This is a genomic window from Acinetobacter sp. WZC-1 (assembly GCF_052544965.1).
This window is the reverse complement of sequence record NZ_CP199370.1, coordinates 1,572,659-1,597,855: the sequence shown is the minus strand read 5'-3', so window position 1 is coordinate 1,597,855 and position 25,197 is coordinate 1,572,659. Positions and strand designations below refer to the sequence as shown.

23 protein-coding genes and 3 tRNA genes are annotated in these 25,197 nt (G+C 45.9%); 9 read left to right on the top strand and 17 right to left on the bottom strand.

Annotated elements, in window-relative coordinates:
• The first annotated feature begins 12 nt into the window (after positions 1-12).
• The 4 genes from ACT6PV_RS07375 (at position 13) to ACT6PV_RS07360 (ending at position 1,365) form a co-directional block, all read left to right on the top strand.
• Positions 13-747: a protein kinase domain-containing protein gene (locus ACT6PV_RS07375; RefSeq protein WP_445115760.1), complete on the top strand. Its 735-nt coding sequence runs from the start codon at positions 13-15 to the stop codon at positions 745-747.
• A gap of 108 nt (positions 748-855) precedes the next feature.
• Positions 856-940, top strand: a tRNA-Leu gene (locus tag ACT6PV_RS07370).
• A 40-nt stretch (positions 941-980) separates the two neighbouring features.
• A tRNA-Trp gene (locus tag ACT6PV_RS07365) sits at positions 981-1,054 on the top strand.
• A gap of 226 nt (positions 1,055-1,280) precedes the next feature.
• Positions 1,281-1,365: transfer RNA gene (locus ACT6PV_RS07360), tRNA-Leu, on the top strand.
• 166 nt (positions 1,366-1,531) lie between these two features.
• Here ACT6PV_RS07360 and ACT6PV_RS07355 read toward each other — a convergent pair.
• The 12 genes from ACT6PV_RS07355 to ACT6PV_RS07300 all read right to left on the bottom strand — a co-directional run bounded on the left by ACT6PV_RS07355 (position 1,532) and on the right by ACT6PV_RS07300 (position 13,067).
• Positions 1,532-1,735: a hypothetical protein gene (locus ACT6PV_RS07355; protein WP_445115759.1), complete on the bottom strand. Its 204-nt coding sequence runs from the start codon at positions 1,733-1,735 to the stop codon at positions 1,532-1,534.
• 404 nt (positions 1,736-2,139) lie between these two features.
• Positions 2,140-2,871, bottom strand: coding sequence for a hydroxyacylglutathione hydrolase (gene gloB / locus ACT6PV_RS07350; protein ID WP_445115758.1), 732 nt, complete (start codon positions 2,869-2,871; stop codon positions 2,140-2,142).
• Positions 2,872-3,014: 143 nt separating this feature from the next.
• On the bottom strand, positions 3,015-3,710 hold the full coding sequence (locus tag ACT6PV_RS07345) for a methionine ABC transporter permease (protein ID WP_445115757.1): 696 nt from the start codon (positions 3,708-3,710) through the stop codon (positions 3,015-3,017).
• Positions 3,707-4,732: a methionine ABC transporter ATP-binding protein gene (locus ACT6PV_RS07340; RefSeq protein ID WP_445115756.1), complete on the bottom strand. Its 1,026-nt coding sequence runs from the start codon at positions 4,730-4,732 to the stop codon at positions 3,707-3,709. Before ACT6PV_RS07340 ends, ACT6PV_RS07345 begins: the two co-directional genes overlap by 4 nt.
• Before the next feature lie 73 nt (positions 4,733-4,805).
• Positions 4,806-5,675, bottom strand: a complete 870-nt coding sequence (locus ACT6PV_RS07335; RefSeq protein ID WP_445115755.1) for a MetQ/NlpA family ABC transporter substrate-binding protein — start codon at positions 5,673-5,675, stop codon at positions 4,806-4,808.
• Between the two features lie 344 nt (positions 5,676-6,019).
• Complete coding sequence (purD, locus tag ACT6PV_RS07330) at positions 6,020-7,306, bottom strand: phosphoribosylamine--glycine ligase (protein WP_445115754.1); 1,287 nt, start codon at positions 7,304-7,306, stop codon at positions 6,020-6,022.
• 125 nt (positions 7,307-7,431) lie between these two features.
• Positions 7,432-9,006: a bifunctional phosphoribosylaminoimidazolecarboxamide formyltransferase/IMP cyclohydrolase gene (gene purH / locus ACT6PV_RS07325; protein WP_445115753.1), complete on the bottom strand. Its 1,575-nt coding sequence runs from the start codon at positions 9,004-9,006 to the stop codon at positions 7,432-7,434.
• 95 nt (positions 9,007-9,101) lie between these two features.
• Positions 9,102-9,371: a DNA-binding transcriptional regulator Fis gene (fis, locus tag ACT6PV_RS07320; protein WP_001086304.1), complete on the bottom strand. Its 270-nt coding sequence runs from the start codon at positions 9,369-9,371 to the stop codon at positions 9,102-9,104.
• A 374-nt stretch (positions 9,372-9,745) separates the two neighbouring features.
• Positions 9,746-10,669: a zinc-ribbon and DUF3426 domain-containing protein gene (locus tag ACT6PV_RS07315; RefSeq protein ID WP_445117057.1), complete on the bottom strand. Its 924-nt coding sequence runs from the start codon at positions 10,667-10,669 to the stop codon at positions 9,746-9,748.
• Entirely contained in the window at positions 10,614-11,528 is a 915-nt protein-coding gene (gene prmA, locus ACT6PV_RS07310) for a 50S ribosomal protein L11 methyltransferase (protein ID WP_445115752.1), read from the bottom strand. The genes ACT6PV_RS07315 and prmA overlap by 56 nt, the downstream gene beginning before the upstream one ends.
• 112 nt (positions 11,529-11,640) lie before the next feature.
• Positions 11,641-12,528, bottom strand: a complete 888-nt coding sequence (locus tag ACT6PV_RS07305; RefSeq protein ID WP_445115751.1) for a bile acid:sodium symporter family protein — start codon at positions 12,526-12,528, stop codon at positions 11,641-11,643.
• A gap of 191 nt (positions 12,529-12,719) precedes the next feature.
• Positions 12,720-13,067 (bottom strand): hypothetical protein, encoded by a 348-nt coding sequence (locus ACT6PV_RS07300; RefSeq protein WP_445115750.1) that lies wholly within the window; start codon positions 13,065-13,067, stop codon positions 12,720-12,722.
• 365 nt (positions 13,068-13,432) lie between these two features.
• On the opposite strand from ACT6PV_RS07300, the gene mnmG reads away from it, so the two are divergent.
• Positions 13,433-15,313: a tRNA uridine-5-carboxymethylaminomethyl(34) synthesis enzyme MnmG gene (gene mnmG / locus ACT6PV_RS07295; protein ID WP_445115749.1), complete on the top strand. Its 1,881-nt coding sequence runs from the start codon at positions 13,433-13,435 to the stop codon at positions 15,311-15,313.
• A gap of 517 nt (positions 15,314-15,830) precedes the next feature.
• Here the strand turns inward: mnmG and ACT6PV_RS07290 are convergent.
• Positions 15,831-16,826 carry a helix-turn-helix transcriptional regulator gene (locus ACT6PV_RS07290; RefSeq protein WP_445115748.1) on the bottom strand — a complete coding sequence of 332 codons (996 nt, stop codon included), beginning with the start codon at positions 16,824-16,826 and terminating at the stop codon, positions 15,831-15,833.
• A gap of 353 nt (positions 16,827-17,179) precedes the next feature.
• Here ACT6PV_RS07290 and ACT6PV_RS07285 point away from each other — a divergent pair, with 353 nt between their 5' ends.
• The 4 genes from ACT6PV_RS07285 to ACT6PV_RS07270 all read left to right on the top strand — a co-directional run bounded on the left by ACT6PV_RS07285 (position 17,180) and on the right by ACT6PV_RS07270 (position 20,969).
• Positions 17,180-18,748: a circularly permuted type 2 ATP-grasp protein gene (locus tag ACT6PV_RS07285; protein WP_445115747.1), complete on the top strand. Its 1,569-nt coding sequence runs from the start codon at positions 17,180-17,182 to the stop codon at positions 18,746-18,748.
• Between the two features lie 32 nt (positions 18,749-18,780).
• Complete coding sequence (locus tag ACT6PV_RS07280; protein WP_445115746.1) at positions 18,781-19,389, top strand: alpha-E domain-containing protein; 609 nt, start codon at positions 18,781-18,783, stop codon at positions 19,387-19,389.
• Entirely contained in the window at positions 19,386-20,165 is a 780-nt protein-coding gene (locus ACT6PV_RS07275) for a transglutaminase family protein (RefSeq protein ID WP_445115745.1), read from the top strand. Before ACT6PV_RS07280 ends, ACT6PV_RS07275 begins: the two co-directional genes overlap by 4 nt.
• Before the next feature lie 69 nt (positions 20,166-20,234).
• A complete protein-coding gene (locus ACT6PV_RS07270; protein ID WP_445115744.1) occupies positions 20,235-20,969 on the top strand; it encodes a peptidase in 735 nt (244 codons plus the stop codon).
• A gap of 112 nt (positions 20,970-21,081) precedes the next feature.
• Here ACT6PV_RS07270 and alr read toward each other — a convergent pair whose 3' ends face one another.
• The 4 genes from alr to rplI all read right to left on the bottom strand — a co-directional run bounded on the left by alr (position 21,082) and on the right by rplI (position 25,191).
• Positions 21,082-22,170 (bottom strand): alanine racemase, encoded by a 1,089-nt coding sequence (alr, locus tag ACT6PV_RS07265; protein ID WP_445115743.1) that lies wholly within the window; start codon positions 22,168-22,170, stop codon positions 21,082-21,084.
• A gap of 262 nt (positions 22,171-22,432) precedes the next feature.
• Complete coding sequence (locus ACT6PV_RS07260) at positions 22,433-22,912, bottom strand: DoxX family protein (protein WP_445115742.1); 480 nt, start codon at positions 22,910-22,912, stop codon at positions 22,433-22,435.
• A gap of 178 nt (positions 22,913-23,090) precedes the next feature.
• Positions 23,091-24,536 carry a replicative DNA helicase gene (gene dnaB, locus ACT6PV_RS07255; RefSeq protein WP_445115741.1) on the bottom strand — a complete coding sequence of 482 codons (1,446 nt, stop codon included), beginning with the start codon at positions 24,534-24,536 and terminating at the stop codon, positions 23,091-23,093.
• 208 nt (positions 24,537-24,744) lie between these two features.
• Positions 24,745-25,191, bottom strand: coding sequence for a 50S ribosomal protein L9 (gene rplI / locus ACT6PV_RS07250; RefSeq protein WP_445115740.1), 447 nt, complete (start codon positions 25,189-25,191; stop codon positions 24,745-24,747).
• Between the last annotated feature and the right edge of the window lie 6 nt (positions 25,192-25,197).

Sequence of the window (25,197 nt, the reverse complement as noted above, 5' to 3'; positions counted from 1 at the left end):
ATGGGGCGGCGTTTGTATCAGCTTTCACTGAATGGAACAATCTGTTGGCTGAAATTTCAGCTGGCGGGAGTAAACCGGAGCAGCGAACAGGCATTTTTAAATGAAATCAACTGTTATCGGCACTTTGGTGAATTGACTGTAGAGATGGTTTTACCTTTTGAAATCATAAACTTAAATTCTTGTTTTGGGTTTTCGGATCAGATGGTTGAACAGGCATTACTGGTCAGACATGCAGATCAGTTATTTGACATCAGTCCTGAACAGCTTGACTGGGATCAGTTGCTGGATCGGTTGCTGAAAAGCCTGGATGCCCTGCAGCAGTTGCATGATGCCGGTTATTTACATGGTGATTTAAAAACAGCGCATTTTCGAATGTATGATCAACAATGTTATCTGATTGACCTGGAACAATGCATGCCTCAGGCACAATCGGATGTGGATTTGAGCAGCGGGCATTCGGCTACTCCCCGCTATATGGCGCCGGAACTGTTCCATGGTCGGCAGAAATCGATACAGTCTGATATTTATGCCCTGGGGCTGATCTGGTTGCAATGGCTGAACGGGCAAGGTTTGCAGGAGAGAAGCTATATGGACTGGGCTGATTTACATTGTCAGCAGCTGGAGGTTAGTTTGGCGCTTGCGTTTCGGCCACTGGAAAGTACCCTGCGGTCTATGCTGAGCAGGGTCAAAGCCCGGCGCAGTATGAATATTCATCAGATAAAACAATCATTAAGCCGTATTTTATAGACCGCAGGAAACCCATTTCGAATTTGTTTTATATTTAGTCAAACAACTGTTTTTTTCGGAAAAAGGGCTTGTCATGCCGGAATGATCTCTATAATATACACAGCCATCGGGGGCGTGGCGAAATTGGTAGACGCACTGGATTTAGGTTCCAGCGCCGCAAGGTGTAAGAGTTCGAGTCTCTTCGCCCCCACCATGCAACTATTAAGTGGTGCCAGAACTTAATTCGCTGCAACAGAGGATTGGTGTAATGGTAGCATGACGGTCTCCAAAACCGTTCGTCAAGGTTCGAATCCTTGATCCTCTGCCAGATGATGATTGTGTGAGCGTGGTAGAGTAGTCAGACATCATCACGCAGTGCTATAATCGGTAAGCATGGGAAGGCATCAGGCGCAATGAATTCAGATTCAGTGTGGGATGCAACAGCTGATTTTTAAACTGAAAAGTTTTTGGTCAGCTACGGAAAAAGCAGTGCAGTGATCTTGCTTTTTGTTTCAGTCAGTAGATTGCGCTGAAAATTTTTAAATATCCAGATTGGGGATGTGGCGAAATTGGTAGACGCACTGCCTTCAGGTGGCAGCGCCGCAAGGTGTAAGAGTTCGAGTCTCTTCATCCCCACCATATACAAAAAAGCAGGATCCATGATCCTGCTTTTTTATGCCTGAATGTTAATGAGTAAATATCCGGAATGTTCTGACTGATGCTACGGACGTAGTGTTGAGCAGTTAATGGCTATCTAAAGTCAAAGCAAATTAAAATGTCAGATCAGAATGGCTATTTAAAACGATCAGGCTTTTAAGTGGTCTTCAAACTCTTCACCCAGTTGCATGGCCAGTGAATTACCTTCCAGTTCTCCAGTGACAAGACCATATTCTTTTTTAAAGCTGAAGGTGAACCCTTTACCATCTGTAAGATTTTTGACGGTATAACCCAATTTTTCCAGCCAGATGCGAAAAGCAATTAAATTTCTGGCTTTTACCACTTTTTTCATAAACGATCTCCTTCACTGTGCCTATAGATTTAAATAAGGATGATCGGCGGACTTTTAAAGGGGCAGACAGCCATGATGACGGTGACGATGGATGTTGATTAAAATTTACAGATAAATCGCCAGTTCACCAGCATGTACGATAACAGCCATATTCAGGGGTGTTTGCTGAAATTTAAATTTTAATAAAATTATACGCATGTTTTTATTTATATTATTTTGTGGTTTTAAATTTATTTTTATTGGAAATAAAGCCGGGATAACAATAATAGTGAAAGATCTGATGAGTACCGGGTGATAATGAAAGTGTAAGTAAATATGTCCGAATGGGCATCAACAAACCGATCGCCAGGAAGAGACAGCAGAACTGAGCCAACAGGCATTATCACCTGACCGTGATCCATTTTTTAAAAATGGTCTTTCAATGCCCGGAGACGGGCAAATTCTTCGGCACTTTCCACCCTTAAAAATGGATTGGTTTCCAGTTCCAGGGCAATGGTACTGGGCAGGGTGATCTGACCCTGTTTACGTTGCAGCTGGACCTGTCGGGTCCGGTGCTGAATGACTGGATTATCTGGTTCAATATGCAGGGCAAACTGTGCATTGGACAGGGTATATTCGTGTGTACAGTAGACTTGGGTCTGTGGTGGCAGCGCAGCAAGGCGATTCAGTGAATGATACATCTGCTCAGCGCTGCCTTCAAATAAACGGCCACATCCCATGGCAAACAGAGTGTCTCCACAGAACAGAGTATCCAATGCATCAATAAAATACACAATATGGCCCAGGGTGTGGCCCGGTACGGCAATGATCTGAACTTTTAATCCATGAAAATAAAACTGATCATCATGCTGTAATGGATGGCTGATAAAAGGAATTTTACTGATTTCCTCACGCGGCCCATAAACCGGTAAGGGGTGATGGGCAAGCAATTTCGGTACACCGCCGATATGGTCCTGATGCCAGTGGGTCAGCCAGATCTGGCTCAGCTTGAGATGATTGTGTTGACAATAATCCCTGACCAATCCTGCTTCAGTAGGATCAATGGCCACAACATCGCCACTGACGGTTTCCTCAAGCAGCCAGATATAATTTTGCAGCTGATTTTTAACATCAATGACATGAATTTTAAAAGTCATTCTGGATTCCATATTCTGCGGTTGGCAGATGCTGATGTGAAAAGCATAGGGTCAATGGGGGGAAAATTCAATGTTCAGAAATAAAACAGAGGATGAATCAAAAGCATCCTCTGTTTCTGTAGCGATTATATTTATGCTGCTGTTTATCTGAGTCTGGACAGCCAGTCGCCGGTACTTTGTATCAGCTGTACGATCAGGATCAGAATAAAAGCGGTCAGATAGACTGCTGTATTGTCAAAACGCTGATAGCCATAGGAAATGGCCAGATCACCAACACCACCGCCACCGACTGCGCCGGCCATGGCTGTTGCCCCGATCAGACTGATGGTGGCCGTGGTCAGATTTAAAATCAGTGAACTGCGCGCTTCAGGAATAATAAATCTGAAAATAATCTGCCACGGACTTGCCCCCATGGCCTGTGCGGACTCAACAATACCTGGATTGACCTCAAGCAATGAGGTTTCAATTAAACGACCCATATATGGCCCAATATAAATGGTCAGCGGTACGATGGCGGCCCAGGTGCCAATGGATGTCCCCACCAGCGATCTGGTCAGTGGAATCACGGCAATCAGCAGAATAATAAAGGGCAGGGAGCGCAGTGCATTAACAATTGGGTTCAGGATATGGTAAATCGCTGCATTCGGTAAAATACCGTTCGGACGTGTGGTCAGCAGGATAATCGCCTGGATGAATCCCCAGATGCCACCAAACAGCATTGCAAAGAAAACCATGTGGAAGGTTTCCTGCAATGCCGTGACAAATTGATCAATGGACAGAGAACTGTGCCAGAAGGGTGCAGTGGTTTCAGTCAGCCAGCGTACGATAAAATCTCTCATACCGACTCTCCTGACTGTTCAACTTTAACGCCATTCTGTTCCAGAAATTCAGTTGCTTGCCGGACAACTGCCGGATCTCCCAACAGCTGAATAAACATCTGACCAATCACGGTGCCATTAATTTCGGTCATATTGGCAAATAAAATATTTAAACTGATATCAAATTGCTGAATCACTGCCTGAATGACCGTTTCCTGGGCAGATTTTCCTAAAAACTGCAGACAATAAATGCTGTTATGATGCTGATCTGCCAGTTTATTTAAAATATTGACCGGCAGTTGCTGCTGTAAAACGGTCTGAATGAAGTTCTGGGTGGTCGGATGCTGCGGCTGACTGAAAATATCAATGGTTGAGCCGGTTTCAATAACCTTGCCCTGTTCCATGACAGCGACATAATCACAGATACTTTCAATCACATCCATTTCATGAGTGACCATGACAATGGTGATGTTCTGTTCCTGATTAATTTTTTTCAGTAAAGCCAGTACCGATTTGGTGGTCTGCGGATCCAGCGCAGAAGTGGCTTCATCACACAGTAAAATACGGGGATGACTGGCCAGTGCACGGGCGATACCCACCCGTTGTTTCTGACCGCCGGACAACTCATCCGGGTAGGCATTTTTTTTGTTTTTCAGGTCAATGAATTCCAGTAATTCATCCAGTCGTTTTTCACGTTCAGCCTTGCTGTAGCCCAGTAGTTTCAATGGCATTTCAATATTGGCCGCTACGGTTTTGGTTTGCAGCAGATTAAAATGCTGAAAGATCATTCCAATACTGGCACGTTCCTGACGTAATGCACGTGCATCCAGTGCAGTAAAGTCTTTCTGATGAATGATGATCTGCCCCTCGGTCGGGCGTTCCAGCAGATTAATCAGGCGGATCAGGGTACTTTTACCGGCACCACTATAGCCAATAATGCCAAAAATACTGCCTTCCGGAATCTGTAGATTAATCTGATCCAGGGCATGCAGTGTCTGGCCTTTCAGCGTATAGTGTTTTGAAATGTTCTTAAATTCAATCATATCATCAAAAAAATTAGCAAAATGAAAAAACAGGCAAAGAGACTTTGCCTGTTTCGTTTGGAGCATTATATGTCTATTTTGCTTCGGTGAGATAGCTGACGGGTTCGTTTACATCAACTTTTGTGCCGCCGAAGTGTTCCTGCACATATTTTTTCACCGCTTCTATATGATACAGCGCCGCAACCTTCTGCAGCAGAGGATCATCTTTACGGGATTCAGACGTAGCCAGTACATTGACATTCATCCGGGTACTCTGGTCAATTGATTCATAGTAAATTGAATCCTTCAGTACGTTCAATCCACCTTCCATTGCCAGGGTGTTGCCCAGTACAATGGCATCCACTTCATCCTTAACTCGGACCGCAGTGGCCATCTGAATGGGTTTGATGACAATTTTTTTATTATTTTCAATGATATCAGCCGGTGTGCCTTTCACATTGTCAAAACCGGGTTTGAGTTTAACCAGTCCAGCTGACTGCAGTAGCAGCAAGGCACGTGATTCATTGGCTCCGTCATTGGGAATGGCAATGGTCGCACCGTTACCGAATTCCTCAACTTTTTTAACCTTACCTGAATAGATACCCATCGGCTCCAGGTAGGTGGTGGCGACGGCCGCAATCTTATCTTTATTGCTGGCATTGAATGCCACCAGATAGGCATAGGACTGGAAGGCGTTCAGATCAATTTCCTTATTGGCCACAGCGGTGTTCATGGCCACATAATCGGTAAAGTTTTTGACGTCCAGTTTGATTCCTGCCTGTCCGGTTTCAGGCAGACCTGCTATATAACGCCACACATCTGCATCGGACCCGGTAGAGGCAATCACAACCGTTTGTGTCTGTGCGTTATCCTGCTGGGTTTCTGTGGCAGGTGCCTGTTGTTTCCCACAGGCTGCAAGTGTCAGTACACATGCAGTCAATAAAAGGCTGATCAGTTTTTTCATAGAAATATCCTGAATGTTCCAACAGCAGTATTGCTGATTACTGTCTGAAACAGATCTTAAGGTTTTGTTTATCATATCAATAAAAGCCAGCGATACATAGCGCATGCTTTCAGGGAGAAAATGTGTACAGTGTTCGTCATATGATAGGCATATTCAAAAGGATTCTAAAACCAGTATTCTGATTTACTTTTCATCAATCCATCATAGGCTGAACACAGGGCTGCAACTGGATCGGAAAATTTAATATTTTGTCCATGCCCGGCAGGCATTCCAGACAGAAGCTTACCCTCCGTAGAGGGCTTTTTCAGAGGATCTCTGAGTTTCTGTCTGATTTCTGCTCAGTTTCAGTCGGCCTGCTCACGTGCAATGGCACGGTAACCGATATCATTACGATATTGCATGCCAGTGAAAGTGATCTGGCCACAGACTTCAAGAGCATTGATCTGTGCTTCCAGCACATTGTTCCCCAGCGCTGTCACGCAAAGCACACGACCACCAGCGGTAATGATATGACCGTCTTCAGTCATTGCAGTACCGGCATGAAAAATTTTAGTGTCTTCAGGAGACTGCCCCAGTCCGGAAATAATATCTCCCTTACGGACACGTTCAGGGTAGCCTTCGGCAGCCAGTACAATGCCAATGGATTTGCGTTCGTCCCATTCTGCTTCAGCAGGTAAATGCCCGGCAATGCCTGCCTCAACCAGTTCAAGCAATGAGGATTTCAGACGCATCATAATCGGCTGGGTTTCAGGATCACCAAAACGGCAGTTAAATTCAATTACCCGGGGCTGGCCCTGTTCATTAATCATTAAACCGGCATACAGGAAGCCGGTATAAACATGTCCGTCCTTTGCCATGCCTTCGACGGTTGGGCGCATGATCTGGGTCATGACTCGTTCAAATACTTCCGGTGTTACCACAGGTGCAGGGGAGTATGCACCCATTCCACCGGTATTTGGTCCCTGATCGCCTTCAAAAATACGCTTATGGTCCTGTGAGGTGGCCATCGGCAGAATATTCTGTCCGTCAATCATACAGATGAATGATGCTTCTTCACCGGCAAGGAATTGTTCAATGACTACTCGTGAACCGGCATCACCAAATTTGTTGCCTGACAGCATGTCATCGATGGCTGCAAAAGCTTCTTCGTTGCTCATGGCAACAATGACGCCTTTTCCTGCGGCCAGTCCATCTGCCTTGATTACGATGGGCGCACCATGCTGTTCTACATAGGCTCTGGCGGCATCAACCTCGGTAAATACGTCATAGAAAGCGGTTGGAATGTTATGACGCTGCAGAAAATGTTTTGCAAAGGCTTTAGAGCCTTCAAGCTGTGCAGCATATTGAGTGGGTCCCCAAATGTTTAAACCGGCTTCACGGGCAGCATCTACAACACCATTGACCAATGGTGCTTCCGGGCCGACCACAATCAGTTCAATCTGACAGGCTTGTGCAAAAGCTATAATTGCAGGGTTATCTAAAATGTCGAGGGCGACATTCTGACATTTGTCCTCAGTTGCCGTACCGGCATTGCCCGGTGCAACGAATACTTTTGCTACTTTTTCATCCTGCGCAATTTTCCATGCCAGGGCATGTTCACGACCACCGCTACCTAAAACTAAAATATTCATCGGTTCATACTCCATGAATCGAAATGGCATAAAGTCCTCAGCCGAAAGCAGAGGACTTTATGCAGGATTTAGACATCTATTATTTATTTCATAAACCATGAGCTTGCTTATGCATGGTTTACTGATCAGTGACGGAAATGGCGCATGCCGGTGAACACCATGGCAATGCCATGCTCGTTGGCTGCGGCAATAGTCTCTTCATCCCGCATGGAACCACCGGGTTGAATAATGCATTGAATGCCTGCTTTTGCTGCGTTGTCTATGCCATCACGGAATGGGAAAAATGCGTCGGATGCCATAACTGCACCTTCAACGACCAGACCGGCATGCTCTGCCTTGATGGCGGCAATACGGGCAGAGTTGACGCGACTCATCTGACCGGCACCAACCCCAATGGTCTGGCGGTTTCTGGCATAGACAATGGCATTGGATTTAACGTATTTGGCAACTTTCCAGGCAAAAATCAGGTCATCAATTTCCGCTTCGGTCGGCGCACGCTGAGTAACCACTTTCAGGTCATCCTTTGTAATCATGCCCATATCCTGGTCCTGAACCAGTAAACCTCCATTAACCCGCTTATAGTCCAGCTGAGGCGTGCGTTCGGTAATGGCCGGTAATTCGCCGCAGACCAGTACCCGTACATTTTTTTTGGCACCTGTCACGTCCAGTACACCTGCTGCAATGGACGGAGCAATGATCACTTCAACAAACTGACGTTCAACAATTGCCTGGGCGGTTGCAACATCCAGTTCACGGTTAAAGGCAATAATCCCACCGAATGCAGACTCAGGGTCGGTCGCATAGGCCAGGTCATAGGCCGTCTGAATGCCTTCCAGTGAAACTGCCACACCGCATGGGTTGGCGTGCTTGACAATCACACAGGCCGGTTTTGCAAATGATTTGACACATTCAAGTGCTGCATCGGTGTCTGCAATATTGTTATAGGAAAGTTCCTTGCCCTGAAGCTGGGTGGATGTGGACACAGAGGCTTCGCGGGCAGCTGCTTCCACATAAAATGCTGCTGACTGGTGAGGGTTTTCACCATAGCGCAAATCCTGAACTTTATTCAGTTGCGTATTAAAGGTGCGTGGGAAGTGGTCTGCCTCGCCTGCAACTTTGCCAACACGGGCACCCAGGTAAGAGGCAATCATGCCATCGTATTGTGCTGTATGCTCAAATGCCTTGACCGCAAGGTCAAAACGGGTCTGGTCCGACAGTAAACCATGGGTCTGCAGTTCTTCTGCAACCATCGGGTAATCTGCGGCATTGACCACAATTCCGACTGAAGCATGGTTTTTGGCCGCAGCCCGGACCATGGTTGGGCCACCAATGTCGATATTTTCAATGGCATCAGCAAGAGAACAGTCCGCTCGGGCAACTGTGGCAGCAAATGGATACAGATTGACCACCACCAGATCAATGGCATCAATATTGTGTTCCTGCATGACGGCTTCATCCAGGCCACGGCGAGCCAGAATTCCGCCATGAATTTTAGGATGCAGTGTTTTGACACGACCATCCATCATTTCTGGAAATTCAGTGTGCTCGGAAACTTCAGTGACGGCAATGTTGTTGTCTTTAAGCAACTTATATGTACCACCGGTTGACAGGATTTGAACCCCTGAATTTACGAGGTTTTGAGCAAATTCGACAATTCCTGTCTTATCAGATACAGAGATTAAAGCACGTTTAATAGTCATGGTTTTCAGATCTATGGTTTCAGGTCAACAGATTAAACAAACAGGCAAAACCCGGGATAAAAAAATGCCCACGTAATTTGTGAGCATTTTATCAGTTATTCACTCATTAATCCGTGAGCTTTTAACTTTTTGCGTAAGGTTCCACGGTTCAGTCCGAGAATTTCAGCAGCACGCGTCTGATTGCCACGTGTGTATTCAAGAACGACAGATAAAAGGGGTTTCTCCATTTCTGCCAGCACCATGTCATAAACCTGAGAGGGCTGCTCACCTTGCAACTGGGCAAAATAGTGACGAACTGCGCGATCTACGTGAATACGAAGAGCGACATCAGACTGTGCAGTAAAAATAGGAGACTTACTATTCATGCGTGTTAATCCGGAAATTAAATATCACTGGGTAAAGTAATATTATATTGTGGTCTAAAAAATCATCTGAGCTCCGTTTCAGATCCTGAAAGGGGTGGCTCTGAACAAGAACAATTAGCTTGCCACAACTCAGGCAGTTGAGCGAAAAATAAGCGTAACAAAAAATTAACATTTGTTACAGCGCTCTTTTAACACAAAAAAAATCCAGTTGCGCCATATTGCTCATAAGGCACATCACTGAACGGCATTATTGTTTGTGGAAAACTGCGAGGAGTTTACAGGGCAAAGCTTTCGTGGCGCATATAATAGCATTGTCTGCGAAAAAATGATCAGGAAAAGTGCATTTTTTTTAATTTTTATCATTTTTTTATGTTTCAGGGGTGACTGATTTCCAGCTGGTACTGCCCGGCAGGCTGGCCCTGATCGTCCATGCTGAACTTAAAACGATATGGACGGTGCTGTGGAATACGGGCAATGCCGGCTAAACTTTCGATTAAATATTCATCCGGCATAACGGTTTTTAAGGTTGTGTTTACCCCATTGTGACGGAGAACTACTTTAATGATGGGCAGTGCCAGGCTTTTTTTGTAATTGTTGATCAGCACGCCGGAAAACTCGGTTTTGTTCCATTCAGATTTATGGATACTCAGATGTCTGATATACAGCTGGCTGTAGCGCTGGTCAATAGTGTCACAATGTAATATTTCACAGGTACCTGTAAAAGCTGTGTTCAGCCAGGGATATTTATCTAGCAGCGCCGGGTTAAACCATAAGATCTGGAAAAAAAGCACGGAAAGCAGTAAGAAATTGACCAGGCCCCAGGTAATATAATAACGGGGGCGTCTTGGCTGGTAACGTTGCGGGGAACCATAGCCATGCAGTAACTCTGATGACAGATACAGAGGGGGAATATTACTGACCTGTTCATGACTGAAATGATTCAGGTTATTCAGGTAGGTCCGCAGATTAATATTGGAGTTCTGAATTTTTCGATCAAATATATCCAGTAGGGAATTTTCATGACTGAAATCCTGTTCAGTCATCGATTGATCGACAGGCTGCTGCTGTGATTCCGGCGCCGGGTTCTGTGGTGCCTCAATAAGATTGAGCAGGGCATTGAAATTAAATGTACATTTTGGGCAGCAAACCATACCCTGTGCAACAGTCAGCTGTGTAACCGAAACATTATACACTGTATGGCAACTGGGGCAGCGGGTTTGCTTACTGGTCATATTTAACAGATCACTCTGATTCAGGCGCTGCTTTACGGTAACCTGAAATCCGGCACCAGTTTTCATCACGCTTTGCCACCGCTGTAATCTCAAAGGAACCGGCATAGGCCTGAGACACATCGGCCACCTGTTCTTCAATTACGCCAGCCAATGCAAATTCACCTTTAGGTCTGATCAGAGTCGCAAATTCATCTGCAAGCGACATCAATGGTCCGGCCAGAATGTTGGCTACCAGTACATCGGCAGGGGTACCCTTGATGATCTGGTGGAATGCTTCCGGCAAATCCACATACAGATTTTCAGACACGCCATTCAGTTCAGCATTTTGTCTGGTGGCCAGTACAGCCTGAGGGTCAATATCCGTTGCATAGACCTTACGGGCGCCAAGTAATAACGCCGCCACGCCCAGAATTCCTGAACCACAGCCATAGTCAATGACTACTTTATTCTTTACGTCCGTCTGTCCAAGCCATTGCAGGCACAGGAAGGTGCTGGCGTGGTTGCCGGTACCAAAGGCAAGACCGGGATCAAGTCTGATATTCACGGCATCTGCTTCAGGGGGTTCAAGCCATTCCGGTACAATCCAGTATTTTTCACCAATCTGGATGGGTTCATAGTAATCCATCCATGAACGTTCCCAGACCTGATCTTCCAGGAATTCAGTGCGAAGGTGAACTCCCGGCATCTGTGCCTGAATAAATGCTTCAAGCGCGATGACGTCAATCTCTTCCTCATCGTCCTGTGCATAAATACCAGTCACGACGACAGTATTCCATAGCGGCGTTTCACCGGGCAATGGTTCGAGTAAATCCTGATTTTCAGCATCATCCAGGGTCACACTGACAGCACCCAGGGAGCTGAGCAGGGTTTCAGTAAAACCAACCTGTGCCTGATCAACAGTAATATGAATTTGTAACCACTTCACCAATAATGCCTAATCTGTTTTTAAAAAACCATTGTAGCGGAATCGCTCCGGGTTCGCCTATAGATGAAACGCGAAAACCGAAACAATACGATGTACTGTTCCGGTTTATTTGCTATGTGGGGGATGTTGTACGGCTGCTGACATCATCGCGGCTGAATCGATTCAGTAAGGTGCCAAAAATTGCGGCAAAGACATACATGAATATCGAATAAATTGCAGCAGGCATGGCCACAGCTGAATTTGCCATGACAGTCAGGGCAATGGTCATGGCCAGGGTGCTGTTATGAATCCCGATTTCAAAGGCACAGGCTCTTGCCTGAGCACTGTTGATGCCCAGCAACCGTGGTACAAAATAACCGATCATCAGGCTGCAGATACAGAAAATGACAGTGGCCAGTCCGACCTGCGTGATGTAGCTCATAATCTGGTGACTTTCTTTGATAATGGCACCGACAATGATCAGAATCAGGAACAGTACGGCGAAAATACGCAGTGGCTTATTGAGTTTTTCGGTAAGGTGTGGGGCAAAATGCCGAATCAGCATACCCATACAGACCGGTACAATGATAATACTGAATACCTGAAGAATTTTGCTGAACTGCAGGCTGATCTGCTGGCCGTCATTCATGAAATATTGAATGGAAAAATTGACGATTAACGGCAGGGTAAATGCGGCGATGACAGAGTTAATGGCGGTCAGGCTGATGTTCAGGGCAATATCTCCCTTGAACAGATAACTGAATAAATTGGCTGTACTGCCGCCGGGTGAGGCTGCCAGCAGCATTAAGCCCACTGCAAGCAGTGGCGGCAGTGCCAGTACCTTACAGATGACAAAGGCAATTCCAACCAGCAGAACCAGCTGGCAGAACAATGCGATTAAAACAGCTTTCGGGTGTTTTCCAACCCTGGAAAAATCCCGGGGGGTCAATTCCAGTCCCAGTCCCACCATAATAATGGCAAGTGCAAGCGGCAAGAGTATGGTAATAATCCCTGAATCCATATCCAATCCTTTTTCAGTTTTTTATATATCCTTAAGTGAATAATATATAAATGACTTTTCAGGAAGATACAATAAAAAAGCAGTCATGTGAAAAACTGCTTTTTTAACTCAGGTTACGGACGACGTTAAGTTTCTGGACGACGGTGACAACAATAAGTTAGCAGCGCTTATTCAGTCACCGCTGTCAGAGGTCAGGACTTCGGTTGTGGAGCAGCAAAGCCCAGTGCACATTTACCTTTAATTTCCTTACCTTCAATCGTCACTGATTTTGCACTTGCATCGCTTGCACAGGTAGTGTTCAGTTCCGGCTCATTGCCTTTTACAGCCGTACTTTTGGTTGCAAAAAACTGTGGTTCACAGCTGCCATTCCAGACAATGCCCTTATAGGCAAAACTGATCTGATCACCCTGTTTCTTGTTTTTGCAGACCTGCTGGTATTTTTGAGGATTATACGTGGTTTCGACCTTGTCATTGGCCTGGGTATAACTGCTCAGACATAATCCAGAGAGCAGTATTGAAACGAAGATTTTTGTATTCATAGGTTCATTCCGTGTTTGTTATTGACACTTGATAGAATAAAAAACAGACAGAATAAAGCAATCCCGTTCCAGTAACTTTTCGCATTGTTATTGTGAAATTTTGATCCATATATGCAAAAAAGTGCATGATGTTTTTTTGGGAAATTGTTTTTGGATCACTTTCAGAGAATGGACTGAATTTAATCCTGTTCAGGCTTTAGCCGCTCATTGCTGTAAAGTCATTGATTTATTTCATGGTATCTGGGTTTTTATATAAAAACCACAATTTTATGCAGGTGGTGCTGATCAACCGCCGGGAATTTGTCAACCTGTCTGTAAAATTTTTGCTATAATTTCCTGTCATTTTTTGTTTTTCGATTACGGTCATGCATTATCCTAAAGTTTACGATGTCATTGTTATCGGTGGCGGTCACGCAGGTACGGAAGCAGCACTTGCTGCAGCGCGTATGGGCCGACAGACACTGCTCCTGACGCATAACATTGAAACGCTGGGGCAAATGAGCTGTAATCCGGCAATCGGAGGCATTGGCAAGTCCCACCTGGTACGTGAAATTGATGCGTTGGGTGGATCCATGGCGCTGGCTGCAGATCAGGGCGGCATCCAGTTCAGAATTCTGAATTCACGCAAGGGCGCCGCAGTGCGTGCCACCCGTGCTCAGGCGGACCGGGTCCGTTATAAGGCGGCAATTCGTGAAAGCCTGGAAAATCAGGCGAATCTGGATGTTTTCCAGCAGGCGGCTGATGATCTGATTGTGGACGGTGACACTGTAAAGGGTGTGGTCACTCAAATGGGTATCCGTTTTGAGGCAAAAACTGTGGTGCTGACGGCCGGAACCTTCCTGGGCGGGGTGATTCACGTTGGACTGGAACAATCCCGCGGGGGGCGTGCCGGAGATCCACCATCCATTGCACTGGCAGATCGTCTGCGTGAACTGCAATTGCCGGTTGGCCGTTTAAAGACAGGAACGCCGCCGCGGATTGATGCCCGTTCGGTTGATTTTTCGGTGATGACACCACAACCGGGTGATTTTCCTTCACCGGTCATGTCCTTTATGGGCAGTGCTGCCATGCATCCGCGACAGGTGAATTGCTATATTACACATACCAATGAACGTACGCACGAGATTATCCGGAGTGGACTGGATCGTTCACCTATGTATACCGGGGTGATTGAAGGGGTGGGACCACGTTATTGTCCGTCCATCGAAGATAAAATTCATCGTTTTGCAGACAAAGATTCACATCAGATCTTTCTGGAACCGGAAGGGCTGGATACGCATGAACTGTATCCGAATGGTATTTCGACTTCTCTGCCATTTGATATCCAGTTTCAGCTGGTGCGTTCCATTCGCGGTATGGAAAATGCGCATATCCTGCGTCCGGGTTATGCCATTGAATATGATTATTTCAATCCACAGGCACTGAAGTTCACGCTGGAAACCAAAGCCATCAATAACCTGTATTTTGCTGGTCAGATTAATGGAACCACCGGTTATGAAGAAGCCGGTGCCCAGGGTTTGCTTGCAGGACTCAATGCTGCACGCCGTGCCTGGGATCAGGAACAGTGGACACCCAAGCGCGATGAAGCCTATATCGGCGTGCTGGTGGATGATCTGATCACGCTGGGCACCAAAGAGCCTTATCGGATGTTTACCTCCCGTGCCGAATACCGTCTGATGCTGCGTGAAGACAATGCAGACCAGCGTCTGACACCGATTGGCCGTGAGCTTGGTCTGGTGGATGATGCCCGCTGGGCAGCCTACAGTGACAAAATGGAGGCGGTGGAACGTGAAACCAGTCGTTTGCAGCATCTATGGGCAGCACCGAATAACGCAATGGGTAAACAGTTTGTGGAAATGACCGGCGCAGATTTAAGTAAGGAATGCAGCGCAATTGATTTACTGAAACGGCCGAATATTAATTTTGCGCAGATTGCTGAATTAACCGGTTCTGAGGTTTCTGCATTTGTAGGGGAACAGATTGAAATTGCGGTGAAATATGAAGGCTATATTAACCGTCAGCATGAAGATGTTGCCCAGCTGAAACGGCTGGAAGATACCCGGATTCCGGATGATTTCAACTATGATGCTGTGTCCGGACTGTCCCGTGAAATCACGCTGAAACTGAAGACAGTGTTGCCTGAAACGCTGGCTCAGGCAAGTCGTATTCCCGGCGTGACACCGGCAGCGGTACAATTGGTGATGATCACAATCCGCAAAAATGCACAGATTAAAAAATCAGCATAACGGACCAGTCTGATTGTACAGTTGTTCAAAAATCCGCTCAGGCGGATTTTTTATATCATTTAAAAACGAAACCTGTAAAACATGGTGTCGGTGGAGTGCAATAAAACCTGAAAATACTTTTCTGCAATTTTTCTAAGCAAAAATTGTGAATAGTTCAGCATGACTCATTATTTTTCATACAGGATCTGACCGGTTATAGTGGTTTTACGTTCACAACAGGAGCAAGACCATGACGATGAAATCAATTCGTTATAATGGTTACGATCTGGCCTGCTGCCTTTGATCTGTCATCCATTATTTCCAGCCGTTCATTCATGTTGTATGGGGAGATGCTGATACAGCATGAATGTCTGGTGATGAAACCAGCCCATTACTGGAATGATTATATTCAATGGTTCCAATGGAAATACGAAAACAGCGCATGCAAAAATAATCATATCAAACAAAGCATAAAAAACAGTGTATATAAAAACAACTCAGTTGCATAAGAGAGCTCATGACCTGTAGCTCTCTTTTTTTATTCTATTTCATGGACTGCATTGAACACTGTCTCGGGTTCAATGCGAATCAGCTTTTTACCAAAACTTCTGAGCCACCAGACCAGCTGGGAGGTAAAAGGCACCACAGCGCTGATCTGGTATAGTTCCGCATTGAGTTGTTCAATCTGCTGGTTTTCACTGAGCTGACTTTCAGTAAAATACTGCGCATCATCTTCGTTCATGACCAGTTTTAATTCAATATGTTCAGTGGGGGTATTGAAATCCACCCGAAAGCCCAGTGCACCGGAATCAATATAGCTGTCAATATCAAAGTTGACCGGATGCATGGCCCGGGTGTCCAGTACTTTGGCAGATTTAAAGCGATGCAGCGCAAAGGTCTGCACATCGGATTTGTCATGTCGGGTACAGACCAGGTAGATAATGGCACCTTTCTGCACCAGACCGAGAGGGTTCAGAATATAACTTTTTTCTTCCGCCAGATGGCCCCGGGAACGATAGAGACATTCCACCTGTTTGTCCTGTAGCAGTCCTTCATAAATTGCCTGCTGTGCCTGGCGCTCCACCAGTGGTGGAATCAGTGGCTGGGTGGCAGGAACAATCCTGACACGGTTGATCCACTGACGGACATTGTTCTGTGTGGAGAGACTGCGCCGGGCAAGATCAAACCAGGGTGTCATTTCCTCAACCAGGCCTGGGGGAAGCAGGTGTTTTAAATGTTCTTCCACCATCATGAAAGTCACTGCCTGCGAACTGGTCATGTGCGGAAGGCTCTGAATGGGGGCATCGGAACGCCATCGCCAACCCTGGGGAATGGTTTTGTTGCTTTCAATAGGGAAACGCTGCGCAATCTGATTTAAATCACGTTGAATGGTCCGCAGGCTGATTTCAACGCCTTCACGTTGCAGGGTTTCCTGTAATTCCCGTGTTCCCATCCATTTCCCCGTGGAAAGCCGGGACAGAATTTGCCATTGGCGATACAGGCTGCTGGAGGTTTCTTTTTCTTGTGAGGACATAATTTAATCAGAAAATAGAGTAAGTGAGTAGGAAGGATATTAATCACCCTGACACAATAAAAAATATCTTCACTTTCTGCAAGGAACTTTCTGCAGAAAACGTGATGTAAAACTTCAGACAGTACATTTCACACAGGACATTTTATACGGGGAAGTTTAAGTCACGCAGACAGTTCTGGTCGAACAACATTCAACAGACAGGGTGCGCTACAGGCTTTTCCATATTCTGAAACATGTTGATGCAAAACTTGTCTTGAGCAGGAATGAAATTGGTGAATTAATAAACGAATGGCTGATAGCTGGCATCGTTATTGCTTCATTAAAAAGGCGATAGATAAAGAAACGAGGTTTGTATGCTAAAAGATAATGTAGATACAGATGTAGACCTTGAAGCATATGCTGGACATGCCAATGATCGCGTGTTAAAGAAAAATAATGACATCAGCATATTGCAGCATGAAAAAAATACGATTGCAGATAGTTCCCTGCAACGATTTAAGCAATTTAAATCACAGTTTTTCAACGAATTGACTGATGATCATACCCTGCCGGCAGATGCCGCTGAAAAAATTGAGCAATGGCTTTCCCGGCACAGCCTGGAGGAACTGCATCAACTGAATTTAAGTGCCAAGGAATATTTTTTATACCAGGGCATCACTTTTCATGTCTATGGCGAGTCCACAGGCATTGAACGGACCATTCCTTTTGATCTGATTCCACGTGTCATTGCCAGGCAGCAGTGGAATCAGATAGCCGCCGGCTGTACCCAGCGGGTCAAGGCACTGAATCTGTTTCTCAGTGATATTTATCATGAAGGGCATATTCTGAAGGATCAATTATTGCCGGAATTACATGTATTAACGCACGAAGCTTACCAGCCACATATGATTAATCATCGTCTGAATGGAAACATATACAGTCAGATCAGCGGCGTTGACATTGTCCGGGACAGCAGTGGTGAGTTTTATGCACTGGAAGATAATTTAAGAACTCCTTCCGGGGTGTCCTATATGCTGGAAAGCCGGAAAATGAGCAAGCGCTTCATGCCGGATCTATGTGGGAAACAGCTGCTGGCGATCGAGCACTATCCACAATTATTGCGGCAAATTCTGATTGAAAACGCCTATGTTGATCATCCGTTTATTGTGGTGCTGACGCCGGGCCGCTATAACAGCGCCTATTATGAACACGCCTTTCTTGCAAGGGAAATGGATGTACCCCTGGTGACATCACGTGACCTTTTTGTAGAAAATAACAGGGTTTATGTCAAAACCATCCGGGGACGTCAGCAGGTTGATGTAATTTACAGACGGCTGGATGATGACTTTCTTGATCCGCTGGCATTCAGGCCGGACAGCAGCCTGGGTGTGGCAGGGCTGATGTCGGTTTATTTGCACCATCGGGTTGCCATTGTCAATGCGCCGGGGACCGGTGTTGCAGATGATAAATCCATTTATCCCTATGTCGATCAAATGATTGAATATTATCTGGGTGAGCAGCCGATTTTAAGGAATGTGCCCACCTGGCAGTGCCGGGAGCGGGAACAACTGGATTATGTACTGGCCCATCTTGAGCGGCTTGTGGTGAAGGAAGCACAGGGATCAGGTGGTTATGGCATGCTGATCGGTCCTCAGGCAACAGATCAGCAGATTGAGAGTTTCAGAAGCAAGTTGATTGCTGCGCCACATCATTATATTGCCCAGCCGACCCTGGATTTGTCGGTTGCGCCTGCATTGGCTTCCAGTGGTCTTGCCGAGCGACATATTGATTTGCGGCCGTTTATTTTAAGTTCACCCCAGCGGACTGAAATTGTGCCGGGCGGATTAACCCGTGTCGCCATGCGGGAAGGTTCATTAATTGTGAATTCCTCACAGGGCGGCGGCATCAAAGACACCTGGGTGGTTGATCATTTACATGCCTGAGTCAGACATTCAGAAAGCTAAAGGAGGAAAGCGTGATTTTATTGAATTCCAATGTGCAGCATATTTTCTGGCTGGGCCGTTATCTGGCGCGTATTCAGTATCTGTGCAGTCAGTTTCCCTTTAAAGGCAATGAAACCGCATTAAGCTATGCCCGTGCATTCTGCTTGCCGGCCTTTGATGCATGTTCCCTGAATGAGTTGATCCTGGATCAGGAGCAGCCTTCATCCTTTCATCAGTTATTTGCATATGCCCGCAATAATATTCACGATCTAAGAGGAGTATTATCCGCAGCATCCTTTGCAGAGCTGCATAAACTGCTGAGTCAGGCCGGGCAGAATGCGGCATTCATCTGCGATGTTGCTGCTGATTGTAACGATGTAATTGAGTCAGAAGAAAATACCGATATTTTTCTGTTTTTCAGTCTGGGACAAAAACTTGAGGAACTGGATCGCCGGATCCGCCTGAGACATTCCTGTGAACAGATTCTGACGGATACCGACCAGCTGATTGCATCACTGCACGGTTTTGGCTGGAGCAATATTGCCGAGGTCTGGGCGGCACTGAAACAGAATCCTGACAGTCAGCATTTTTACCATTTCAGTGACCATATTCATGCATTGTTTGAAGCGAATACCCGATGAAACTGATGATCAACCACCAGACGTATTATCAATATACCGAACATGCGTCACAGAGTATTCAGTATATTAAAATGACGCCGCAGAGTAATGAACACCAGCAGGTTCATCACTGGAATATCAGCGTGCCGGGTCAGCAGCAGATCAGCCGGGATGTGTTCAGCAATATATGGATCACCAATACACAGAATTTTGATTACCGGCATATGATGATCATGGCGCAGGGCGTGGTGGAAATTGATGAAACCCGCTTACATGGTGTTCAGCTTGATTTATCTCCCATGATTTTTCTGCAGACCACGGCAACAACGCTGTGCAGTGCCGACATGTTGGGTTTTGTCAGGCAGCATGTGCCGAATATCTCACTGCAGAACCTGCGTGGTTTGTCGGCAGCCATACTGAGCCATATGCCCTATAGTTCTGAAAGTACGCTGGTGACGTATTCAGCCAGGGAATCCTTTGCGGAAAGACAGGGGGTTTGTCAGGACCACAGTCATGTATTTATTGCCATGTGCCGGGCATTGGGTGTGCCGGCACGTTATGTTTCAGGCTATCTGCATGTGCCGGATACCCCTCATCTGGCCAGTCATGCCTGGGCGGAGGCCTGGATTGACGGGATATGGCATTGTTTTGATGTCAGCAATCAACTTTATCAGCCGAGTTCACACATTTATGTGGCCATCGGACGTGATTACTGGGATGTAGCACCGGTACGCGGTGTGCGTGCAAAGGGCGGTGATGAACTGATGTCTTCAATTGTGCAGGTTCTGGCTTGTTAATTCTGTTGCTTATACATAAAATGAGCGTTGCACTCTGAAATAGCAAAGTATTAAGTAAAAGGGACCTTGATGACCTACTGCTGCGCACTGAGACTGAAAAATGGAATGGTTTTTATCAGTGATACCCGAACCAATGCCGGTGTAGATCACATTTCTGTATTTCGTAAATTATATACCTTTGGACATCAGGGCGACCGCTTTATCTGCATTCAGACCTCTGGGAACCTGGCAACCACTCAGGCCGTGATCGGTCATCTTAAAAATCATCTGGCGCTGGATCAGGAACCGAATCTGTACAGTGTTAATACCATGTTTGAAGTGGCTGACCTGATTGGTCAAACCCTGCGAAAGGTCATTGCTGATGTAACGGATGATACCCAGGAGCAGAGCAATTATTATTGCAGCCTGTTGGTGGGTGGACAAATTCAGGGGGAGGAAATGCAACTGTATAATATTTACCCGCAGGGGAATTTTATTTCAGCGACCAGTGATACACCGTATTTCCAGATTGGGGAAAGTAAATATGGCAAGCCCATTCTGGATCGGGCCCTGAGCTATGATATGCCATTGGATGAAGCATTGCGCTGCTGTCTGATTTCCTTTGACTCCACCATACGTTCCAATGTTTCGGTAGGTACGCCTATGGATGTCATCATCTATAATAAGGATTCATTAAAAATACCGAAGGGTAAACGCATTACCGAAGATGAACCTTATTTCCAGCATATCAGTCGGCAATGGTCAGAGACTCTGCGCCGTGGTTTACAGAATCTGCCGAAGCCAACTCCGGATTTTTTTGAATAATGTTGCTGTTACGTTCTTTTAAAAGAAAATTAAGTCAAAACAGCATTTGAATATCCATTCAATGTAATGACATTGTGCTTTAAAAATCCCGGTTGGTTATAAAAACATCTTCCTATTGGTCTGTGATCAACTGTTGCTGACGCACCGGTCGACTGCTCAGGCGGCACAGCAATTCATAACCGATGGTTCCATTGGCCATTGCAACGTCATCCACCAGTCGGTTTTTGCCCCATAGTTCCACGGAAGTACCGGCTGTGACGTTTAATCCCGTGACTTCAACGGCAATCATATCCATGGAAACCCGGCCGATAACCCGACATGGCTGGTTCTGTATCGACACATAATTCTGGCTGAAAAAAGTACGTGGATAGCCATCTCCATAGCCAATGGAAACGATGGCAATTTCCATGTCCTGTGTTGCTGTAAATGTAGAGCCATATCCGATGGATTCACCGGCCTGAACCGTATTCAGGGCAATAATGGCGGCGCTGAAAGTCATAACCGGTTTTAAATCCAGTGCGGTTACGGACTGGTCTGCAAAGGGTGATGCGCCATACAGCATGATCCCCGGTCGGACAAAATCAAAATGCAGTTCAGGCCACTGAAACAGAGCGGCAGAATTACAGCATGAAGCCAGAATAGGTTCACAGCTGGCTTTGACCTGAAGAAATTCATTGATTTGCTGTTGATTCAAAGGATGATCACGGACATCCGCATTGGCAAAGTGCATGGTCAGCACACAGTTAAAGCCATCTGCCTGGAGTGCATGAATGATGTCGATGATGTCCTGAAACCTGAAACCCAGTCGGTTCATGCCGCTGTTCAGCTTAACCCAGACTTTCAGTCCTTTGGCAATATAAGGCTGTTTATGCTGCTGTAACCATTCCAGCTGTTGCCAGTGATGAACCACCACTTCCAGCTGATGCCGGACAGCAACGTACATTTCATCTTCAGAAAATACACCTTCCACCAGGGTAATGGGGTGCTTATAGCCCAGTTCGCGTATTTGCAGTGCTTCTTCAAGGCAGGCCACTCCAAAGGCATCGGTTGAACTTAAGGCGGGCAGAGACTCACTGATGCCATGACCATATGCATTGGCTTTCACCATGCTGACGATTTCAGCCGCCGGGGCAAGTTGTCTGACACGGTTTAAATTATATTGAAGTGCCTGATGATCAATATAAATGTTTGCCTGGCGCACCCTGATACTCCTTAAGGGAATGCATGCAGAATTGATGCATGCTGCACCATTTCTGCGATCAATTAAATTAAGTTATGTTGCATGTATACGTATATGTAGACATGACTGGCAGTCGCTTTCGATATGTATTGCTGTGATATTGTATTCCTGTCATGAAGAAATAAACATATATGATTGACGGATTTACAGCAGATGTACACTGCTCAATTTCTTAAAATAGCCGGATGGCTACAGATTGAACACAGCACCTGTGGGTCTGCAATCATTTCACCGATTGGCCGGTTTTTTTACTGAGGAAATGATCAACTGACCCGGCCACCGGCCTGTTTGTAATCAATAAAGCCAGGATAATCATATAAATAAGATCGTTAACATAGAAAAACCAGCTGAACCAGCCGATCATGGTCTGTCCGGCTGGAATATCATGGATCCCCACGGTGATCAGTGCGGTGAAGCAAATAATAAATAACGCAATAGCGCTGATTTGTGTCAACAGACCCACCAGTAATAACAGGCCTGCAATCAGCTCTACCAGCGAGACAAATACCGCCATGAATTCAGGAAAGGGAATTCCGGCAGATGTAATGGTATCCAGCATCACCAGCCGGTTTTGTTCAACAAATATTTTATTGAATCCGGTACTGCTGAAAAATAAACCCATTGAAATTCTGGCCAGCAATAAAGCCGTCTGCTGTATTGGCTTGCGATATAAAAAGTTGTCATAAATAAGTCTGAGTAGCATTTGTTTCATGGGACAGCATTGGCAAAAAGGAATCAATATATAATTGCTGCCGGTACCGGGGTGCTGGATTTGTGTAAGAACAGCATGCTGCAGTAATGGAATATGTTAAGCAACCGTATCTGCATGGATGCCCGGACAAAAAACTCAGCCTCTGATGTCATGCGTCATCGCTTTATTTCTATTCGTCATCCTGGTATTGTGCATAATATTCAGGTGACAGGTTACTGAAGCGGGTGTACTGGCCCTCAAACGCCAGGCGGACCGTTCCAATGGGGCCGTTACGCTGTTTACCGATAATGATCTCTGCAGTACCGGCTTCCTTGGATTCACGGTTATAGACTTCGTCCCGGTAAATAAACATGATCAGGTCAGCATCCTGCTCAATTGCACCGGATTCACGAAGATCAGACATGACCGGGCGTTTGTTGGGCCGGTTTTCCAGTGAGCGGTTCAACTGGGACAGTGCAATGACCGGACAATTCATTTCCTTGGCGAGCGCTTTTAAGCTTCTGGAAATCTCGGAAATTTCACCGACACGGTTATCGCCCATTCCCGGGACTTTCATCAGCTGAAGATAATCAACCATGATACAGCCGAGTTTTCCGCCATGCTGTTTGGCAATACGACGGGCCCTGGACCGCAATTCTGTAGGTGGCAGGGCAGATGAGTCATCAATATAAAGATGTTTCTCCTGCAACTGCAAAATGGTGCCGGTGACCTTGGACCATTCATCACCATCCAGCTTGCCTGAGCGTAAATGCCCCTGATGCACTTTGCCGTATGCAGAAATCAGACGCATGGCAATGGAGTCAGCCGGCATTTCCATGGAAAATACCAGTGCAGGCAAGTCACAGTTGAATAAGACACTTTCCACCAGATTCATGGCAAATGTGGTTTTACCCATGGATGGGCGGGCAGCGACAATAATCAGGTCACCGGACTGCATGCCGGAGGTTTTATTGTCCAGTTCCAGGAAGCCTGAGGTCAGCCCGGTAATATTGCCTTCCATTTGAGACAGTTCATTCAGTTTATCAAAGACATCTGCCACGACTGATGAAATGGCTTTGGGGCCCTGTACTTTGGCATTATTATTATGTTGTTCTGCAATGGAAAAAATATTGGTTTCCGCCAGATCCAGAATTTCGCTGACTTCACGGCCCTTGGTGTCATAGGCATTCTGCAAAATTTCATTGCCGACTTTAATCATGCTTCTTAAGGTTGAAAACTCACGAATTTTATGTGCATAGGTCTCCAGGTTATAAAAACTGGAAGGGGAATCTGCCATTAACTGCATCAGATATTCTTCACCTCCAATGGCATCGAGCAGATTCTGTTTTATCAGCCAGTCATTGACCAGTACCGCATCATAAGGTGAGTTTTCCTGCGCGAGTTTTTCAATGGCACGAAAGATATATTTATGCCGGGTTGCATAGAAATCACTTTCATGCAGTGCGTCGCTGACCTGTTCAAATGATTCTGCCACAGTCATCAGGGCAGCCAGTACCGCCTGCTCAATGGCCAGGTTATGCGGTGGTGTACGGAATTCCTTCAGCTGGGCCGCCTCATTGATTTTATGGTCGGACTTTGACGGCTGGGGTGCGGCAGTGGCATTTGCCTGAGACATATTAAACCCTGGTTGCTGATACAACAGATAAAAAAGAGAAACGGAAAAATAAGCTTTTTATCTTAATGCAAAAATCAGAGGACGAGAACAGGAGAATTGAATTATCAATCAGGAATGGGACAATGCGCTGAAAAATGAGCATTTAAAAATGCAGGGATAAAAAAGAGCATGCGGTTGCATGCTCTTTTTTTATACGTCTTACAGAAGATTACTCAGATACGATGGTCACGAGTACTTCGGCAATGACATCATGGTGCAGTTGAATGACAATGTTGAATTCACCGGTATGACGCAGTGCGCCATTTGGTAAACGCACTTCTGAACGGTCAACTTCAAGACCGGCATTGGTCAATGCATCAGCAATGTCACGGGTACCGATTGAACCGAACAATTTACCTTCATCACCCGCTTTGGCAGTGATGACGATATTGACTTCGTTCAGTTGATCAGCACGAGCCTGAGCAGCAGCCAGTACTTCAGCTTCCTGTTTCTCAAGTTCAGCACGACGGGCTTCAAAAGCTGCAGTATTTGCTTCAGTTGCAGCAACTGCTTTACCCTGAGGGATGAGGAAGTTACGGCCATAACCGGCTTTCACTGAAACCTTATCACCTAATTTACCCAGGTTGTTAATGCGTTGTAATAAGATAATATCCACAGCTCA

Excerpts from the sequence above, each read along its gene's own strand:
- ACT6PV_RS07315 (WP_445117057.1), bottom strand. The coding sequence starts at position 10,669 with ATGAAAACTGGTGCCGGATTTCAGGTTACCGTAAAGCAGCGCCTGAAT.
- ACT6PV_RS07345 (WP_445115757.1), bottom strand. The coding sequence starts at position 3,710 with ATGAGAGATTTTATCGTACGCTGGCTGACTGAAACCACTGCACCCTTC.
- ACT6PV_RS07340 (WP_445115756.1), bottom strand. The coding sequence starts at position 4,732 with ATGATTGAATTTAAGAACATTTCAAAACACTATACGCTGAAAGGCCAG.
- fis (WP_001086304.1), bottom strand. The coding sequence starts at position 9,371 with ATGAATAGTAAGTCTCCTATTTTTACTGCACAGTCTGATGTCGCTCTT.
- gloB (WP_445115758.1), bottom strand. The coding sequence starts at position 2,871 with ATGACTTTTAAAATTCATGTCATTGATGTTAAAAATCAGCTGCAAAAT.
- ACT6PV_RS07270 (WP_445115744.1), top strand. The coding sequence starts at position 20,235 with ATGACCTACTGCTGCGCACTGAGACTGAAAAATGGAATGGTTTTTATC.
- ACT6PV_RS07305 (WP_445115751.1), bottom strand. The coding sequence starts at position 12,528 with ATGGATTCAGGGATTATTACCATACTCTTGCCGCTTGCACTTGCCATT.
- purH (WP_445115753.1), bottom strand. The coding sequence starts at position 9,006 with ATGACTATTAAACGTGCTTTAATCTCTGTATCTGATAAGACAGGAATT.
- purD (WP_445115754.1), bottom strand. The coding sequence starts at position 7,306 with ATGAATATTTTAGTTTTAGGTAGCGGTGGTCGTGAACATGCCCTGGCA.
- ACT6PV_RS07285 (WP_445115747.1), top strand. The coding sequence starts at position 17,180 with ATGCTAAAAGATAATGTAGATACAGATGTAGACCTTGAAGCATATGCT.
- mnmG (WP_445115749.1), top strand. The coding sequence starts at position 13,433 with ATGCATTATCCTAAAGTTTACGATGTCATTGTTATCGGTGGCGGTCAC.
- ACT6PV_RS07355 (WP_445115759.1), bottom strand. The coding sequence starts at position 1,735 with ATGAAAAAAGTGGTAAAAGCCAGAAATTTAATTGCTTTTCGCATCTGG.
- ACT6PV_RS07260 (WP_445115742.1), bottom strand. The coding sequence starts at position 22,912 with ATGCTACTCAGACTTATTTATGACAACTTTTTATATCGCAAGCCAATA.
- ACT6PV_RS07275 (WP_445115745.1), top strand. The coding sequence starts at position 19,386 with ATGAAACTGATGATCAACCACCAGACGTATTATCAATATACCGAACAT.
- ACT6PV_RS07335 (WP_445115755.1), bottom strand. The coding sequence starts at position 5,675 with ATGAAAAAACTGATCAGCCTTTTATTGACTGCATGTGTACTGACACTT.
- ACT6PV_RS07290 (WP_445115748.1), bottom strand. The coding sequence starts at position 16,826 with ATGTCCTCACAAGAAAAAGAAACCTCCAGCAGCCTGTATCGCCAATGG.
- dnaB (WP_445115741.1), bottom strand. The coding sequence starts at position 24,536 with ATGTCTCAGGCAAATGCCACTGCCGCACCCCAGCCGTCAAAGTCCGAC.
- ACT6PV_RS07300 (WP_445115750.1), bottom strand. The coding sequence starts at position 13,067 with ATGAATACAAAAATCTTCGTTTCAATACTGCTCTCTGGATTATGTCTG.